At 43.1% G+C, this 17694-nt stretch carries 20 protein-coding genes; 1 reads left to right on the plus strand and 19 read right to left on the minus strand.

Annotation, left to right across the window (positions count from 1 at the left end; genetic code table 11):
* Nucleotides 1–2: 2 nt before the first annotated feature.
* The 13 genes from IGI94_RS09035 to fabT all read right to left on the minus strand — a co-directional run bounded on the left by IGI94_RS09035 (nucleotide 3) and on the right by fabT (nucleotide 10433).
* Nucleotides 3–692: an amino acid ABC transporter permease gene (locus IGI94_RS09035; protein ID WP_005225900.1), complete on the minus strand. Its 690-nt coding sequence runs from the start codon at nucleotides 690–692 to the stop codon at nucleotides 3–5.
* 22 nt (nucleotides 693–714) lie between these two features.
* Nucleotides 715–1560, minus strand: a complete 846-nt coding sequence (locus tag IGI94_RS09040) for a transporter substrate-binding domain-containing protein (RefSeq protein WP_438899648.1) — start codon at nucleotides 1558–1560, stop codon at nucleotides 715–717.
* 190 nt (nucleotides 1561–1750) lie between these two features.
* Nucleotides 1751–2536 (minus strand): acetyl-CoA carboxylase carboxyl transferase subunit alpha, encoded by a 786-nt coding sequence (locus IGI94_RS09045; RefSeq protein WP_005235587.1) that lies wholly within the window; start codon nucleotides 2534–2536, stop codon nucleotides 1751–1753.
* Nucleotides 2529–3398 (minus strand): acetyl-CoA carboxylase, carboxyltransferase subunit beta, encoded by an 870-nt coding sequence (accD, locus tag IGI94_RS09050; RefSeq protein WP_005235586.1) that lies wholly within the window; start codon nucleotides 3396–3398, stop codon nucleotides 2529–2531. The genes IGI94_RS09045 and accD overlap by 8 nt, the downstream gene beginning before the upstream one ends.
* 12 nt (nucleotides 3399–3410) lie before the next feature.
* On the minus strand, nucleotides 3411–4775 hold the full coding sequence (locus IGI94_RS09055) for an acetyl-CoA carboxylase biotin carboxylase subunit (RefSeq protein ID WP_016620360.1): 1365 nt from the start codon (nucleotides 4773–4775) through the stop codon (nucleotides 3411–3413).
* A gap of 7 nt (nucleotides 4776–4782) precedes the next feature.
* The gene (fabZ, locus tag IGI94_RS09060) at nucleotides 4783–5211 is read right to left on the minus strand and encodes a 3-hydroxyacyl-ACP dehydratase FabZ (RefSeq protein WP_005225895.1); all 429 of its coding nucleotides are present in this window, start codon (nucleotides 5209–5211) and stop codon (nucleotides 4783–4785) included.
* Nucleotides 5212–5215: 4 nt separating this feature from the next.
* Nucleotides 5216–5698 carry an acetyl-CoA carboxylase biotin carboxyl carrier protein gene (gene accB / locus IGI94_RS09065; RefSeq protein WP_016612188.1) on the minus strand — a complete coding sequence of 161 codons (483 nt, stop codon included), beginning with the start codon at nucleotides 5696–5698 and terminating at the stop codon, nucleotides 5216–5218.
* A complete protein-coding gene (gene fabF, locus IGI94_RS09070; protein ID WP_438899649.1) occupies nucleotides 5699–6937 on the minus strand; it encodes a beta-ketoacyl-ACP synthase II in 1239 nt (412 codons plus the stop codon).
* A gap of 12 nt (nucleotides 6938–6949) precedes the next feature.
* Nucleotides 6950–7687 (minus strand): 3-oxoacyl-[acyl-carrier-protein] reductase, encoded by a 738-nt coding sequence (gene fabG / locus IGI94_RS09075; protein WP_438899650.1) that lies wholly within the window; start codon nucleotides 7685–7687, stop codon nucleotides 6950–6952.
* A gap of 9 nt (nucleotides 7688–7696) precedes the next feature.
* Entirely contained in the window at nucleotides 7697–8620 is a 924-nt protein-coding gene (gene fabD / locus IGI94_RS09080) for an ACP S-malonyltransferase (protein ID WP_142437121.1), read from the minus strand.
* A gap of 123 nt (nucleotides 8621–8743) precedes the next feature.
* A complete protein-coding gene (locus IGI94_RS09085) occupies nucleotides 8744–8968 on the minus strand; it encodes an acyl carrier protein (RefSeq protein ID WP_005225890.1) in 225 nt (74 codons plus the stop codon).
* Between the two features lie 52 nt (nucleotides 8969–9020).
* Nucleotides 9021–9983, minus strand: coding sequence for a beta-ketoacyl-ACP synthase III (locus tag IGI94_RS09090; RefSeq protein WP_101699137.1), 963 nt, complete (start codon nucleotides 9981–9983; stop codon nucleotides 9021–9023).
* A 9-nt stretch (nucleotides 9984–9992) separates the two neighbouring features.
* Nucleotides 9993–10433: a fatty acid biosynthesis transcriptional regulator FabT gene (fabT, locus tag IGI94_RS09095; RefSeq protein WP_008378199.1), complete on the minus strand. Its 441-nt coding sequence runs from the start codon at nucleotides 10431–10433 to the stop codon at nucleotides 9993–9995.
* 320 nt (nucleotides 10434–10753) lie between these two features.
* On the opposite strand from fabT, the gene IGI94_RS09100 reads away from it, so the two are divergent.
* Nucleotides 10754–11695 (plus strand): GIY-YIG nuclease family protein, encoded by a 942-nt coding sequence (locus IGI94_RS09100; RefSeq protein WP_438899651.1) that lies wholly within the window; start codon nucleotides 10754–10756, stop codon nucleotides 11693–11695.
* Nucleotides 11696–11763: 68 nt separating this feature from the next.
* Here the strand turns inward: IGI94_RS09100 and IGI94_RS09105 are convergent, their stop codons facing one another.
* The 6 genes from IGI94_RS09105 to IGI94_RS09130 all read right to left on the minus strand — a co-directional run bounded on the left by IGI94_RS09105 (nucleotide 11764) and on the right by IGI94_RS09130 (nucleotide 17561).
* Complete coding sequence (locus IGI94_RS09105; protein WP_005225886.1) at nucleotides 11764–11994, minus strand: YkuJ family protein; 231 nt, start codon at nucleotides 11992–11994, stop codon at nucleotides 11764–11766.
* An 83-nt stretch (nucleotides 11995–12077) separates the two neighbouring features.
* Nucleotides 12078–12953, minus strand: coding sequence for an NAD(P)-dependent oxidoreductase (locus tag IGI94_RS09110; protein WP_438899652.1), 876 nt, complete (start codon nucleotides 12951–12953; stop codon nucleotides 12078–12080).
* Nucleotides 12954–13027: 74 nt separating this feature from the next.
* The gene (locus IGI94_RS09115; protein ID WP_005235570.1) at nucleotides 13028–14260 is read right to left on the minus strand and encodes a glycosyltransferase family 4 protein; all 1233 of its coding nucleotides are present in this window, start codon (nucleotides 14258–14260) and stop codon (nucleotides 13028–13030) included.
* Between the two features lie 31 nt (nucleotides 14261–14291).
* On the minus strand, nucleotides 14292–15302 hold the full coding sequence (locus tag IGI94_RS09120; protein ID WP_005235568.1) for a glycosyltransferase: 1011 nt from the start codon (nucleotides 15300–15302) through the stop codon (nucleotides 14292–14294).
* 265 nt (nucleotides 15303–15567) lie between these two features.
* Nucleotides 15568–17295 (minus strand): phosphoenolpyruvate--protein phosphotransferase, encoded by a 1728-nt coding sequence (ptsP, locus tag IGI94_RS09125; RefSeq protein ID WP_008378209.1) that lies wholly within the window; start codon nucleotides 17293–17295, stop codon nucleotides 15568–15570.
* Nucleotides 17295–17561 carry a phosphocarrier protein HPr gene (locus IGI94_RS09130; RefSeq protein ID WP_003126335.1) on the minus strand — a complete coding sequence of 89 codons (267 nt, stop codon included), beginning with the start codon at nucleotides 17559–17561 and terminating at the stop codon, nucleotides 17295–17297. The genes ptsP and IGI94_RS09130 overlap by 1 nt, the downstream gene beginning before the upstream one ends.
* Between the last annotated feature and the right edge of the window lie 133 nt (nucleotides 17562–17694).

Below are 17694 nucleotides of genomic sequence, written 5' to 3' on the forward strand. Positions count from 1 at the left end.
TTTTAACGACGATAGCCTTTTCCTAGTTTCTTTTCCCATAAACTCAATAGTCGCGAAGTCGTAAACGTCAAGATGAAATAAATGACCGCCGCCACATAGAAAGGCGTTAATGGTTGGAAAGAACTGGTGACAACGATCTGCGCACTGTTCATCAGCTCGTAGATGCCGATCGTTGAAAGCAAAGAGGAATCCTTGATCAAAACGATAAATTCATTGCCTAGTGGCGGCAAGATGTTGCGTAGTGCTTGTGGCAATACGACATAACGCATCGTTTGAAAAGGCCGCAGCCCTAAAGAACCAGCCGCTTCTGTTTGACCGTAATCAACGGCATTGATTCCCCCTCGGACGATCTCAGCAACATATGCCCCAGAATTAAGCGAGAGCGCAATGATCCCAGGAAATAACCGCCCAAAATCAAGACTCAACACACCGATCGAGACTGTCGGCAAGGCAAACATGCCTTGCAAAAGACCAAAAGCGATCAATATCTGCACCAACATTGGTGTGCCGCGGATGACTTCAATATACGCATTAGCAAACCAGCGCAAAGGCGTCACTTTTGATAATTTCATTAGGGCAAAAATCACCCCTAGAATCGTTCCAAAGATCACGGTGATGATAGAGATCACGATGGTGATCACCACACCAGAAAGAAAATAAGGGTAATATATCGCTAAAAAGGATAAATCCATAATTGTGTCTACTCCGTTCTATCTATTGCGCCGCATTTTCGTTGGCTAGATCTGTGTTCTTTTGTACATACTCATCGATTGTACCATCTTCAATCAATTCTTTCAAAATACTGTTTAGCTCTTCTTGTAGTTCGGTACTCCCTTTAGGTAAAGCAATTGCATAAGAATCGCCTTCAGACGCTTCTAATGCTACATCAGTGATCACGAGGTCATCATTTTGTGCAACATACGATTCAGCCACCGCACTTTCAAGCACCAAACCATCGATCGATCCTTGTTTCAATTCATTGACTAGATTCGGAACTTTGGCGATGGAAACCAATTGCGAATCCGCTAATTGGTCTTGAACGATCATTTCTTGGATCGAGCCTTTTTGAGCGCCCACCTTTTTGCCAGACAAGCTTTCGATTGAATCAAATGCCGACTCATTGTTTTTATTAACAACTACTTTTTGTTCTGGTGTAAAATAGTTATCGGTGAAATCAAAAGTCTGTTTACGTTCGTCAGTTGCTGAGATGCCTGAAACAGCGATATCGGCTTTTCCTTGTTGCAAAGCAGTCAAGACAGCATTGAAATCAAGGTCCAAAATATTCACTTCGACACCAAGACGATCAGCGATCTCATTGACCATATCGATATCTGCGCCCACGATCGTATCTTTGCCATCAATCAAGGCATGAAATTCAAAGGGGGCAAAGTCAGCAGAAGTTGCCACATTCAACACACCGGCTGCTTTGATGGCTTCCAATTGGTTATCCGCCGAACCGCTGGCACTAGAACTGCCAGTACTCGATGAGCCGCCATTTCCACAAGCTCCTAAAACCATAATCCCCGTCAATACAACAAGTGCTCCAAATAATTTTTTCATTAAAAACGCTCCTCTTCAAAACAAATATTTATGCAATATAATCTTCTTATATTCAGAATATATACATAATAGCACAGAATAATTAAATTTTAAACTAAAAACTTCGTCATTTGCACGATTTATTCAATAACACTTTTAATAAAAAAATACTAGGATACCCTCTCTCTAATCAGAGTGGATATCCTAGTTGTTAAAATCGGCGAAAACGCTGATACCTTGCCTCAAGCAATTCTTCTGTTTGCAACGTAGAAAGTTCAGCGAGTTTCGTTGAAATTGCCGCTTTCATCTGTTCCATCAATTGCTCTTTCGGTAAAAAGGCCTCTTCATGGGTTTCAGCAATCACTTTTTCAATAACGCCTAATTCAAATAGTTCTTGGGCAGTGATCTTCATTAAACCAGCAGCTTCTTTGGCCCGGCTACCATCTTTCCATAGGATCGAAGCAAAGCCTTCGGGAGATAAAATGGCATAGATCGAGTGTTCCATCATCCACACTTCATCCCCTAAAGCCAGTGCTAAAGCACCGCCGCTGCCGCCTTCACCAATGATGATTGCCAAGATCGGCACCGTTAAATCGGACATTTCCATCAAGTTACGGGCAATCGCTTCACCTTCTCCCCGTTCTTCCGCGCCAATACCACAAAACGCCCCTGCTGTATTGATCAATGTGACCACAGGTCGCTGAAATTTTTCTGCTTGCTTCATTAAGCGTAACGCTTTTCGATAGCCTTCAGGATGTGGTGAGCCAAAGTTTCTGCGTAAATTTTCAGGTAGATTACGGCCTTTTTGAATACCGATCACGGTCACTGGCTTACCATCTAAACAAGCTATCCCGCCAACAACGGCTTCATCTTCGCCAAACAGACGGTCTCCATGAAACTCTTCAAACTCAGAAAAAATGCCTTCAAAGTAATCCAGTGCCGTCAAGCGGTCTTTGCTGCGAGCGAGTTCAACGATTTCGTGGGCTGCTCTAGTCATTGCGATTCCATCCTTTCCGCGTATGCAAAGAAATCAAATGGTAGATTTTCTCCCGCAAGTTCGTCCGTGGAACGATTTGATCGACAAAGCCATGATCTAACAGGAACTCTGCCTTTTGAAAATCTTCAGGTAGTTCCTGACGAATGGTTTGTTCAATCACACGTCGTCCAGCAAAACCGATCAATGCTTGCGGTTCTGCCAGGATGATATCCCCTTCCATCGCAAAACTAGCGGTAACGCCACCGGTGGTCGGGTCCGTTAAAACCGTTAGATAAAACAAGCCAGCTTTACTGTGGCGTTTTACCGCCGCAGAGATTTTTGCCATTTGCATCAGTGACAAAATCCCTTCTTGCATCCGAGCCCCACCCGAAGCGGTAAAAAGAACAACTGGTAGCTGTTTTTCGATCGCACGTTCAAACAAACGGGTGATTTTCTCCCCCACGACCGTTCCCATACTGCCCATGATGAAATTCGCATCCATGACACCGATTGCTAACGGCAATCCTCGAACTTTGGCTTCTCCCGTTAGAACAGCCTCATGCAAACCAGTTTTTTCTTGCATTTGTGCGACTTTATCCAGGTACCCTGGGAAATCAAGGGGATCTTTTGTGGTAACATCTGTGTCCCATTCTTCAAAACTTTTTTCATCAATCGTGATAGCGATCCGTTCCCAGGCGCTGATCCGGAAATTATACCCGCAGTGGGGACAGACTTTTTCTGCCCCCATCTCCTTCGTATAAAGCGTTCGTTTGCAACTAGGACATTTCGCCCAAAGATTATCTGGGACGACTGGTTCGTTCGTTGGCAGCTGACCTCGATTAGGATTGATGCGAATGTAGTTTTTTTTCTTAAATAAAGCCACTCAACTTCCCTCCTATTGTTCAGGTGTCCAATTTGGCAAAAATTCCTCTTGTAAAAAGGCGGTTGTATAGTCTCCCGCAATCACTTTCGGGTGACTGATCAAGTCCATTTGGAATTCTGCATTCGTAATGACACCATCGGTCACTAATTCAGCTAATGCCCGCTGCATTTTCATCAATGCTTCAAAACGGTTCTCGCCGTGAACGATCACTTTAGCGATCATGGAATCATAATAAGGCGGGATCGTATAGCCGGAATACATGGCACTGTCTACCCGTACACCCAAGCCTCCACCAGGCAGAAATAAATTGTTGATCTTTCCTGGTGACGGTGCAAAATTGAAGGCTGGATTTTCTGCATTGATCCGACATTCGATTGCCGCACCTGTCATCTTGATGTCTGTTTGTGTCAAGCCTAGCGGTTCACCACTAGCAACTTCGAGTTGTTTTTTGACTAGATCAATGTTCGTCACCATTTCAGTGATGGGGTGTTCCACTTGGATTCGAGTGTTCATTTCCATGAAATAAAACGCCCCAGTGTCTGCCATTAAAAACTCGATCGTGCCGGCATTGCGATACCCTACCGCTTGTGCGGCACGTACCGCTGCTTCTCCTAGCTCTGCTCGTTTGCTTTCAGAAATCACCACAGAAGGAGATTCTTCCAACACTTTTTGGTTGTTGCGTTGCAGCGAGCAATCGCGTTCACCAAGGTGGATAATATTACCAAAAGAATCACCTAACACTTGCACTTCTATGTGTCGAGCAGGGTAAATGATTTTTTCAATGTACATTTCATCGTTGCCAAATGCCGCTTTCGCCTCTTGCTGTGCCGAAGCAAAATGATGTGGTAACGCTTCTTTATCGGCGACTTTCCGTATCCCTTTACCGCCACCGCCGGCTGCTGCTTTGAGCATGACCGGGTAACCAATCTCTTCAGCGATCGTTAAAGCTTCTTCCACATCAGAAATCGCGCCTTTGCTTCCGGGAATGACCGGTACTTCTGCTTCGATCATCAAGCGTCTTGCATTGATTTTGTTTCCCATTGCATCGATAGTCTCACTCTTTGGCCCAATAAAGACGATATTGCATTCCTCGCACATCGCAGCAAAGCGGCTATTCTCTGAAAGAAAGCCAAAGCCGGGATGGATCGCCTCAGCCTTTGTGACGATCGCAGCGCTTAGGATCTGCTGTACATTCAAATAAGAGTCAGCTGCTTTGGCAGGTCCGATACAAATCGCTTCATCGGCAAGCTCTGTGTGCAACGCTTCTTTATCTGCTTCTGAATAAACGGCGACCGTTTGAATACCTAATTCGCGACAAGCGCGAATGATACGTACGGCGATTTCGCCACGGTTTGCGATCAATACTTTAGAAAACATGTCTCACCTATCCAATCATGAAAGTCAATTCTGCTTCCGCCACTTTTTTTCCATCAACATAGGCAATTCCTTTGCCGATGCCGGCTGCAGATTTTACTTTGATTATTTCTACTTCTAAGATCAAGGTATCGCCTGGTGTTACTTTTTTTCTGAATTTTGCTTTGTCTAAACCGCCAAAGTAGGCAGTTTTCCCACGAAAGTCTTCCAATGACAATAATGCCACAGCACCTGCTTGCGCCATTGCTTCCACGATCAATACTCCAGGCATCACTGGTTCATGGGGAAAATGGCCTTGGAAAAACGGCTCATTAATGGTAACGTTTTTCTTCGCAACGACCCGTTTGCCTTCTTCTAACTCCTCAACGCGATCCACTAAAAGCATCGGATAACGATGAGGGATGATTTCTTTGATTTCTTGAATCGTTAATGCGCTCATTGCTTTACCCTTCTTTCACACGGAATAATGGTTGATTGAATTCAACGATTTGTTCGCTTTCAACCAAGACTTCAACCAATTCGCCATCGACGTCGCTGACGATTTCATTCATGACTTTCATCGCTTCAACGATACAAAGAATATCGCCTTTTTTCACGTGATCGCCGATTTGCTTAAAGTTATCTTTGTCAGGACTTGGTTTCAAATAAACGACACCCACTAACGGCGAGACAACTTCTTTGCCCTCTAAGACAGGTTTCGCCGCTTCTACTGTGTCAGGTGTCGCTGAGACAGCAGGCGTTGGTACAACAGGAGTTGGCGCAGCATTCGCTGCAGGAGCAGGCGCAGGTGTAGATTGTGCATTTTGTAGCCCACTTGTCGTATTTTTATTAAAATAAAGTTCAAACGTCTCTTTTTTTAATTGAAGCTCAGTTAACGTCGATTGATCGAATTGGCTGAGCAGCTCTTTTATCTCATGTGTTTCCAATTACGCTTCCTCCCAACGTTTCAGCAAGATCACTGCATTATGACCGCCAAACCCAAGTGAATTACTCATGGCATAGGTCAATTCTGCTGGTTGGCTTTGATTGATAACAACGTTCAAGTCGATCTCAGGATCTTGTTCTATCACGTTGATGGTTGGTGGAATAAATTGATGTTGTAATGCTAATAGTGAAGCAATGGCTTCGATTCCACCAGCCGCCCCAAGCAAATGACCAGTCATTGACTTTGTACTGCTGACATATGGTTTTTTATAGTCTTCGCCCAATCCGTATTGGATCGATGTCGCTTCTGCACTGTCATTGGCGGGCGTGCTTGTACCGTGGGCATTGATGTAACCAACTTCAGCTGGGGTAATCGCCGCTTCTTGCATCGCTAATTTCATTGCTTTTCCAGCACCTGATCCATCAGGGTTTGGCGCAGTCATATGGTAGGCATCACAGTTCGCACCGTACCCTACGACTTCACCTAAAATCGTTGCCCCACGTTTTTGTGCATGCGCCAATGATTCTAAAATAAAGACGCCAGCGCCTTCACCCATGACAAATCCACTACGATTTTTATCAAACGGAACGGAAGCTTTGTCAGGGTCTGATTCAGTGGTTAACGCCGTCAGAGAAGCAAAACCAGCAATACCGATTTCACAGATCGTCGCTTCTGAACCACCAGCGATCATGACATCTGCATAGCCATGCTTGATGTTTCGGAAAGCTTCACCGATTGAATGGGTACCAGAAGCACAGGCGGAAACAGTCGTCGTACAAATGCCTTTCGCACCTACCCGTAACGCAATGTTGCCGGCAACCATATTTACGATCGACATCGGTACGAACATTGGTGATACCCGATTTGCTCCTTTGTCATGCATTCGAATCACTTGGTCTTGAATCGTTGGCAAGCCGCCGATCCCCGAACCAACCATCACGCCAAAACGATCCACATCAATGGTTTCTGTATCTAACTTCGCCATTTCCATCGCTTCTAAGGCCGCATAAATTCCATAAATGGAAAAAAGATCCATCCGCTTCGTATCTTTTTTAACGAAGTACTTTTCTAACGGAAAATCTTTGACTTCAGCGGCAACTGAGATCCCTGTTGCTTCTGCGTCAAATTTTGTAATCGGGCCGATGCCGTTGGTCCCGTTTTGTAAACTTGCTAAAAAAGTTTCTGGGTCATTTCCGATTGGAGAAGTGACGCCGTATCCTGTAACTACTACTCGATTCATCTTTTCTTCCTCCTACCCTTGCATTGCCATCCCGCCGTCTACACTGATCACCTGACCAGTGATGTAGGGGCTTTTTGCTAAAAAGACTGCTGTTTGCGCAACATCCTGTGTGGAACCAAAACGCTGTAATGGAATAGTTGCCAATGATTGTTCTTTGACTTTATCCGACAGCACTTCAGTCATCTCTGTTTCGATAAATCCTGGGGCGATCGCATTGCAGGTGATCCCCCGAGCGGCACCTTCACGAGCGGCAGATTTCGTAAAACCGATCACGCCAGCTTTACTTGCCGCATAGTTGGCTTGCCCGATATTTCCCGTCAAGCCGACCACACTCGTCAAATTGATGATGCGGCCTTCTCGCAACTTCATCATTTTTTTCAGCGCGTGCTGCGTCATATTGAAGGTACCAGTCAAATTGATTTTGATCACTGAATCAAAATCTTCGGGTTTCATTCTCAACAATAATTTGTCATTCGTGATTCCGGCATTATTGACTAAAATGTGGATCGGTCCGACTGCCGCTTCTGCTTCCAAAAGCATGGCTGCCGCTTGATCAAAATCAGAAATGTCCCCATTGATCGCTACACATTTCACGCCGTAGCTGGTGATGCGATCGATCAGTGACTGGGGAATTTCTTTTCGTCCATTTAAAACGATATTCGCTCCTTCTTTGGCAAAGGCTTCCGCGATGGTTAAACCGATCCCTCGCGAGCTACCAGTTACAAAGACGTTTCTATTTTGCAGATCCATAAATTCCTCCTAGTTGAATCGGGCTAGTGTATCTGCCAACGTTTGGCTATCTTCTACACGCGCAGTCTGGATTTCTTTGTCTATTTTCTTCATAAAACCGCTCAATACTTTTCCTGGTCCGATCTCGATGACTTGTTGGATGCCAAGCTGCTTCAGTGTCGCAATGCTTTCGTAAAAACGCACTGGCGATTTCACTTGCAGCGTCAACAGTTCCTTGATTTGGTCTTGCTGCATTGGCTGCGCGGTCGTATTGCTGATGACAGGTACTTGCAACTCATCAAAGGTGATTTGAGCTAATTCCTGTGCTAATTGCTGCGATGCGGGTTCCAACAAAGCGGTATGGAAAGGACCGCTGACATTTAAAGGAATCACCCGTTTGGTTCCAGCAGCTTGTAACAATTCCACCGCTTTATCCACTGCCGGCGCTTCACCGCCAATGACGATCTGCTGCGGCGTATTGTAATTCGCTGGTGTCACGATCCCCACTTGACTTGCTTCTTTACAGATTTCTTCAATCGTTTCAGCGGGTGTGTTCATCACAGCGACCATTTTCCCAACACCTGCAGGCGCCGCACTTGCCATATACCGACCGCGCTTTTGCACCAATGCGACTGCGGTCTGGAAATCAAGCGCGCCACTAGCGACTAAGGCTGTATATTCACCTAAACTTAAGCCAGCAACAGCATCTGCTTCGATTCCTTGCGCATCCAAAAGTCGCCAAAAAGCCGTGCTTACTGTTAAAATGGCAGGCTGTGTATATTCCGTCTGGTTTAAACGTTCGTTTTCAGTAAAGCATAACTCGGCCATATCATATCCTAGAATAGTGCTGGATTGTTCAAACGTCTCACGAACGATTGCTTCTTGGTGATAGAGCTCTTCCCCCATTTTGGGGTACTGTGCACCTTGACCGCTAAATAAAAAGGCTGTCTTCATCTTGCACTCCTTCATTACTTTGTTCGTTGTTGTTGGAGAACATGGATTCTTGCAGTTCGTCTATGAAACAGCAAAAACACGTTCTTAAAAAGGAAAGGCTAGGCTGTCTGCCTAGCCTTTGTTTTATGCTTGTTGTTTTTCTACATATTTAACTAGATCTTCAACGGTTGTGATACCATCTTCTGTTTCGATCTTCACATCGAATTCATCTTCGATCTCGTTAATGATTTGGAAAAGATCCAAGCTGTCTGCTTCTAAATCTTCTTGGATGTTCGTGTTCAATTTAATTTCTTCTTTTTCTTTTCCTAATTCTTCTGCTACGATTTCTTGAATTTTTTCGAATACCATGTGTATATTCCTCCAATGTGTTTTTCAATAGTAATTTTGTTTCGTGAACAAGTTATAAGGTGGCTAACATAGTTCCCCATGTCAATCCGCCGCCAAAACCTGAGAACACCACTTTTTGACCACTGCCAAGGGACAGTGTACCTCGTTTGATTTCTTCATCTAGCAATAACGGAATCGAGGCTGCCGAAGTATTGCCATAATCTTGCATATTTTGCAAAAATTTCTCACGGGGTTGCTTCAGCTTGCGAGCAACTTTGTCTAAAATGCGTGAATTTGCTTGGTGAAGCAAAAAATAATCAATTGCTTCATCTTGTATCAGATCATTGATCGAGGCGACCACATCACGCGTCGCAAAATCAAAGATTTCTCGTCCAATCATTTGCATACAAGCACTATACGCCGGAACGTTTTGTGAAAAAGGATTCTCATTCGTCCGAAAACCAGATGTTAAGGACATGCCTCGCGTCCCATCTGCTTTTAAAGACTCTTTGAGCAAATGCTGCTCTGAAGATGCTTCCAGCAATAGACCACCGGCACCATCTCCGAATAAAACAGCCGTCGAACGGTCGTTCCAATCCAAGACCTTTGAAAGTACTTCTCCACCGATGACCAATCCTTTTTTAGCGCCTGTTCGAATCAGTTTTTCAGCCATAGACAATGCATAAACGAAACCAGCACATGCTGCACTGATATCAAAAGCAAAGGCATTGACTGCCCCAATCGCCCCTTGGACTTGGCAAGCAACCGCCGGTGTATTGAAATCCGGTGTGATCGTCGCTACCAAGATAAAATCCAGACTTTCTGCTGAAAGCTGAGCATCTTGCAAGAGCGTTTGAGCGACGCGAATACAAAGGTCAGAAGTGTTTTCGCCAACAGCGACTCTTCTTTTTTTGATTCCCGTGCGAGAATGAATCCATTCATCTGAAGTATCCATCAAATTTGATAGATCATCATTTGTTACGATTTTTTCTGGAACATAACTTGCAGTAGCGGTAATTTTTCCAAACATATTCATCCATTATTCTCACTTATAATCTTGTAAAAAGTCATGCAGATTTTTCAGTGCTTTCAACAGTGCCTGTTCCTCTTCAGGAGACATCTGACTCAAGACACCTTTCACCATCTCACGATGAAAATGCTGATGAACACGATAAAGGAGTTTTCCTTTTTTCGTCAAACCTAGTTTGACGACTCGCCGATCATCTTCACTGCGAATCCGTTCTACATATTCTTTTTTCACCAAACGATTGATCGCGATGGTCAAAGTCCCAACAGTGATCGAAAGCTCTTTGGCAACTTCAGTCGTGGTCTTTTTTTTGTACATCCCGATGGCTTCGATGGTATGCATTTCGGTAATTGAAAGGTCTTTGAATTGAGATTTTTTCAATTCAGATTCTTCAATCACTAAGATGTCATTAAAGACGCTGACTAAGTAGTCATTAACTGTTTCTAAATTGGGTTCCATAACCTTCACCATCCGAATACTTTGATAATCAAATCATTTGATAGTCAAACTATATCGGAAGTTATTGAGAAATGCAAGAATTTTTTCGAACTTTTTTTATTTTTAAGCACATTTTTATTTGAGAACTGATTTTCTAAGATTCTAAAAGCTGCGAGTTGACAAAATAATCCGTTTCCGTTATAAAGAAATTTCCTTTGAATGTCAAAGTTTATCATTGCGTTGTCTCCACTCTATTCCTATTTTTTTCTTGTCAACGGCCAGCAAACGTTGCTCTCTTACGCTTCATCTGCTACTCTTTGGAGGAAGGAGAGGAACGATCGATGAATCCGAACAAAGAGTTTCTAAAAAACAAAGCAAATGCACTGCCTGAAAATCCTGGTGTTTATCTAATGAAAGATCATCACAACGAAGTCTTGTATGTGGGAAAAGCCAAATCATTGAAGCAGCGTGTCGTTTCCTACTTCCGAAAAAACCAGCAGCATGCCAATAAGGTGCTTCGACTTGTTTATAATGTCGTTGATTTTGAAACGATCGAAACAGATACAGAATTGGATGCACTATTACTTGAATGTCGTTTGATCCAAGCTTTTCATCCTATCTACAACCGACAAATGAACCATTCAGCCAACTATTGCTTTGTTGACTTGACGAATCGTACCTTCACGATCACTCAAACACCACAAATTGGCAGTTATGGCCCCTTTCGGCAAACAAAAAAATTGCCAGCATTGTTTCAATTATTGTCAGAAACCTTTCAATTGCCGACTGTCAACGAACTGACGCTATTGACTTTACGTAAGCAACTCCCTCAAATGGATGCCTATCCCTTGGAAGAGAAGTGGCGGGAGATCGGCTGTTTTTTTGCAGGAAAGAAGACCGACTGTTTTTCACACCTTAAAAAACGCTTAGCATACCTGATTGATCACTTATTATTTGAGCAAGCTAGTGTACTGCAGCGCGAGATCCATTTAGCACAAAGCTTTTACCAAGAAATCGTGAGGGTCAATCAGTTTATTCAAGAACCAGAAGTGATTTTTTCTATTCCCCTTGACTTAGAGGAGCCAGGATCACAGACGACTCAACTCAAATACTATCAAGTTAGCTTTGGCAAGTTGATCCAAACAAACATTCTTTCTCCCGAGGAAACATTCCAGCCACTCCCGCCAGCAAGCGCTGCGCTTCCTTTAGCCCCGAAAGATCTCGATCCATTAGGGATCATCCTTAATCACCTGTATCGCCAAGAAAAAGCAGCAGATAAATAAAAAACAGCAAGCCCAAGTAGGCTTGCTGTATAGAAATGAGAAAGCAACGACGAACGTCCCACTCATTCTTATTGGATCAAATCATAGATTTCCATGGCTACAATATCAACATTATCAAATTGATAAGATTGACTTGATTCTGCTTCCGTTAATTCAAACGTTTCTGTCGAATTGTCATAAGTAACGGTACATTTTTCGACGCCTTCTTTTTCAAAACGACGTACTTGAACTTCATTGTCTTGCGCTTCGACCATCGCTTCTAAACGTTTGATGATAGCGACTAATTGCGAACTTTTCATTCGTAAGCCTCCTTTTTCTGTCCGTTATATTGTATCAAAACATCCTCTATCTTGCATTGATTTTTCGTATTTTTTTTGTCATTTTAAGATTTTTTTCCATCTTGCCACCAAAGTTTAATCAGCGCCTGCGTTCCGTCATTTTCATAGCCTTTTTCAGCCAACTGATCATACAATTTTTTAGCTAAAGTGGTGCTTGGCAAATCCAATCCCATCTTCTTGGCTTCATCCAGAGCGATCCCCAGATCTTTGATGAAATGTTTGACAAAAAAACCTGGTGAATAATCCTCTTTTAGGATACGTGGACTGTAATTCGTCATGGACCAATTGGCTGCCCCACCGCCAGAAAGCGTGTCAATCACTCGTGGTAAATCTAGACCCGCTTGGTTCGCATAGACCAGCATTTCTGTCATCCCCGTCATGGTTCCGGCAATCATGATCTGATTGGCCATTTTCGTATGCTGACCCTTTCCTGCCCCTCCTTGAAGTTGAAACGTCTTTCCTAATACTTCAAAAAGTGGTTTTACTTGTTGGTAAGCTTCTTCATCGCCACCAACCATAATCGTTAGCGTGGCATTTTTGGCACCAAGGTCACCACCAGAAACTGGCGCATCGATACTCGCAGCACCTTTTTCCTTCGCTGTCTGATAGATTCGTTCTGCCAAATCAGGTGTACTGGTGGTAAAATCCACCAATGTTTTGCCCGTCACAGCCGTTTGAAAAATCCCTTGAGGCCCATAGTAAACCTCTTCAACGTCGGATGGATACCCAACCATTGTAAAGATGATTTCACTTTCTGATGCAATTTCTGTTGGGGTGTCACACCAAATTGCTCCATTCGCAACGAGTTCATCTGTTTTTGCTTTCGTCCGATTGTAAACATTCACTGTATGTCCTGCAGCTAAGAGATGACCAACCATCGCTTGACCCATGACACCAGTACCGATAAATCCTAATTTCATGCAGATCCCTCCAAAATAAAAAAGTTCATGTCTTTAGTATACGCTAAAAACATGAACTTGCGAAAATTTTCTGTTTAATCGATCGTTCGGCGAAATGCCTTTAATTTTACTTTGAATTTTTCTAACGTCTGCTCGGTTTCTTTCTCGATGCGTTCGGTTTCATAATAGGCAACCATATCATGGTAGAAAGACAGCATCGACTCACCAAAGCGTAATGCCGAGATCTCGTACATCTTCCTAGAAAGAACTTCGGGATCAGCAGGAATCTTTTGTTCATAATAATCAATAAATGCTTTTGCGAAATCCCGATCACTCTCAAAGGTGACGCCTAACGATGGATCATCGATCAAGGTGTTTAAGTAATCATTGCCTTCAACGACTAATGGGGTCCCAGCAGCCATTGCTTCCGTGTATGTCAGTCCTTGTGTTTCTGAAGTGGAGGCACTGACGAAGTAATCGGCAGCGTGGTAATAGATCGCCACTTTATCATTCGCCACTTCGCCGACAAATTGAACATGGTCAGTTAGCGCCATATCCACCACTTTTTCTTCTAATTTTTCTTTATGCGGACCTTTCCCAACGATCACTAATTGCGCATCAGGAATCTTGGTTAGAATTTCCGGCATCCCATCGATGATCGCTTGGATATTCTTTTCATAAGAAATACGACTGAGGGAAAGCAGCATGGGTTGATCCTCAGTGATGCCTAATTTCTCCCGCAATTCTTTTTTCATTTCAGATGTAATGTCCGGTCGACGAAACTTCTCGACTTCGATCCCTGTGGGGATGATCCGCATCGGTGAAACCACACCATACCCCCTCAGCGTATCGATGACTCGTTCACTTGGACAAACAACACCTGTCGAGTGGTTGGCAAATAGCCGCGAAAGATATTTCACGTGAGACGGCCGTAAGACCTTCCCATTGGCGATGTAGTGCAAGTAGTCTTCATACATCGTATGGTAGGTATGGATCACAGGAATTTGCAATTTGCGCCCCACCATTTTCCCTAACATCCCAGAGCCAAACTCGGTATGGGTATGGATCAATTCCAACTCTAACTCTTTGGCGATCAAATAGGCATACAACATGCCGCGCACTACGATTCGCCGATCTTTGAAGGACACAAACGGGACACTTGGCATGCGAATGATATCTTCTTCGTCCAGATCAGCATTGGGATCGGTCGTAGTAAAGATATACACTTTATGGCCTTTTTTCTCAAGCTCTTCTTTCAATGTCTTGATCGATGTCGCCACACCACTTACCTGGGGGAAGTAGGTGTCTGTAAAAAATCCGATTTTCAAAACGGTACCTCCAAACTTTACATTAGTTTCTTTATTCCGTATTCATCACTTTTGTATAAACTTCTTTTAGCTCATATCCGATTTCATCAATACTCTTTTGCTTGGCCGTTTCATAACCCGCTTCACTTAACTGTGGCAACGTGCCATCTACGATTCCTTTGATTTTCTCGATAAACCCTTGATTGGTTTTCTCCATGTATGCATTGTGCCCATTGCTTAGCCACCCTTTATATACTGGAATATCCCGAACAAGCACATTTTGGTGGCTGGCTAACGCCTCAAGGACCACGATCCCTTCTGTTTCTTCATAGGAAGGAAAGAAGAACAGATCAGCCGCTGAATATGCCCCTTCGATGATGTCTCCTTTGATATAGCCGGGAAACAGCACATTTTCTGGATGGTCTTCATTGACAAGGTCGCGGATCTGCTTAGGAATCGTCATCATTGGTGTATGACCAAACCAGATAAACGTATATTCAGGCAATTGTCTAGCTATCTCTACAAAATCAAGAATGCCTTTTCGTTCAAAAAACAAACCGACCGATATAATGACTTTTTGATCAGGTAAAAGCTGAAAATACTCACGAAAGGCTTTTTCTTTCTCATGATCCGGCTGATATTTGTCAAGATCGATCCCGTTTGAGATCGCTTCGATCGGCACTTGGATACCATACCCTTCCAAAAGTTCTTTCGAATAAGGGGTCGGGGTGATCAATTGATCGGCTCTGGAATAAAGATTGATCAAATATTTTTTATATAATGGCGAAAGCTGATTTGAACCGATAAATGAATTTCGAAAATCCTCTTCTGTAGAATGGGCATGGTAAATCACTTTTTTTCCTTGTCTTTTGGCTTTATTGACCATATGCATACTATTGATTCCATACGTGTTGATGTGAAGAATGTCATAATCCTCATCATTTTTATCAAGAGTAAAAGGAATCCCGACAGATGTCAGCGCTCGTTGCTGATGGGCCAATGCGCGACCGATACCTGATTTAGCTAATAATTTTTCTCCTTCAAAATAAAGAAGTACTTTCAAAGATGATTCCTCCTTGGAAATGCTTATATCTGATATTAGTATACCATAGGCGATCGCAGAGATACTCCTACCATGGTCCTAGATTTTGTTCCCCATTTAACCATGATACGGGAAAAGCTCAGGGAATCATAGCTTAAGTCCAAGATATGACAAAACTGTTCGTTTTCTGAAAAAAGTAGTAAGTTGTTGCAAGTCAAATCAAACAAAATGTCTTCTTAAAACAAAAAAAGGCAACAAGCAAAAATTGCTTGTTGCCTAGAAATGATTATTTTACATACTGTTCGATTAACTCTACAACTTCTTCCATTGTATCGCAATCTTCTAAAGCACGTTTTGCTAATTCTTGCATGTCAGTGGTTGACAAACGTTTCATTAAGCTACGTGTTTTCAGAACAGATGTTGCACTCATTGAGAACTCATCTAAGCCCATACCTACAAGAAGTGGCACAGCAGTTTGATCGCCGGCCATTTCTCCACACATACCAGCCCATTTGCCTTCAGCATGCGCTGAATCGATCACGTTTTTGATCAAGCGTAAGATGGATGGGTTGTATGGTTGGTACAAGTAAGACACGCGTTCATTCATGCGGTCTGCAGCCATTGTGTATTGGATCAAGTCATTGGTACCAATACTGAAGAAGTCAACTTCCTTCGCAAACTTGTCTGCTAAGACAGCTGCTGCTGGAATTTCGATCATGATTCCGACTTGGATCTCGTTAGAAATCTCAACGCCTTCGTCAATCAATTTTTGACGCTCTTCTTCATACATTTTCTTCGCTGTACGGAACTCTTTCAATGTTGCCACCATTGGGAACATAATACGTAAGTTACCATGAGCAGAAGCACGTAACAACGCACGAAGTTGGGTACGGAACATGTCGTCCCCAAGTTCAGACAAGCTGATACGCAATGCACGATAGCCTAAGAAAGGATTCATTTCATGAGGCAATTTTAAGTAAGGAAGTTCTTTATCGCCACCGATATCCATTGTGCGGACAACCACTGGTTTTCCAGCCATTCCTTCTAGAACTGCTTTATACGCTTTATATTGGTCTTCTTCTGTTGGGAAATCAGGAGAATCCATGTACAAGAATTCAGTCCGGTATAAACCGACTGCTTCTGCACCATTGTTGTGGACACCTTCTAAATCTTTTGGTGTACCAATGTTCGCAGCTAATTCAAAGTGCTTACCATCAGCCGTAACTGTTTCAGCATCTTTTAATTTTTCCCACTCTGCTTTTTGATCTGCGTAGGCTTTCCCAGCTTCAACAAATTCAGCCGCTTGGTCATCTGTCGGGTTGACGATAACGTCACCGATAATGCCGTTAACAGCTAAGATGTCGCCCGCTTTCACTTTTGCAGTGATCTCCATCGTTCCAACGATTGCTGGGATTTCAAGAGAACGTGCCATGATTGCGGAATGAGAAGTACGTCCACCGATATCTGTTACAAAAGCTTTAACAAAGTTGCGGTCTAATTGTGCGGTATCACTTGGTGTCAAGTCATGCGCAACAACGACTACTTCTTCGTTGATCATTGAAGGATTAGGCAAAGTCACATTCAACAAATGCGCCAAGATACGTTTAGCAACATCTTTGATGTCAGCTGCCCGTTCTTGCATGTAAGCATTGTCATCCATTGCTTCAAACATACCAATATACATGTCAGTAACTTCTTTCAATGCAGCTTCTGCATTGACTTTGTTATCTGTCACGTTTTGTTTGATTTGACCGATCATCTCAGGATCTGAAAGAACCATTAAATGAGCATCAAATACTTGTGCTTCTGCTTCACCTAAAGTTTGCGCTGCTTTGTCGCGGATTTGTTGTAATTCCGCTGTTGACTTCGCTAACGCATCATCTAAGCGTGCTTCCTCTGCTGCAGTATCTTCAACTGATACTTTTGAAAAAGATAAATCAGGTTGTACTAACAGGTAGGCTTTCGCAACGGCTACACCATCACTAGCAGCAATTCCTTTTAGCATCTCAACCATTATTCAGACAAACCTTCTTTTTTCATTGTTTCTACGATTGCAGCGATTGCATCTGCTTCGTCAGCACCTTCAGCAGTGATAGTTACATCAGAACCTTGGCCAACACCTAATGACATTACGCCCATGATTGATTTAAGGTTTACTGATTTACCTTTGTACTCTAAGTTGATATCAGAGTTGAATTTGCTTGCTGTTTGAACCAATAATGTAGCTGGACGTGCGTGAATCCCTGTCTCAGCAACTACGTGAAAATCTTTCTTTTCCATATTGATCAATCTCCTTTATGATACGTTTTTTTGTGTGAAGGCAAAATTTCCATGCATGCAATGATACCCGAAAAAAATCGCCCTTTCAACTGTTAAGATTACCATTTTTTTCCTCGATAGACAACCGTTTTCT

The sequence above is a fragment of the Enterococcus sp. AZ149 genome (assembly GCF_051714285.1).
Lineage (GTDB): Bacteria > Bacillota > Bacilli > Lactobacillales > Enterococcaceae > Enterococcus_D > Enterococcus_D entomosocium.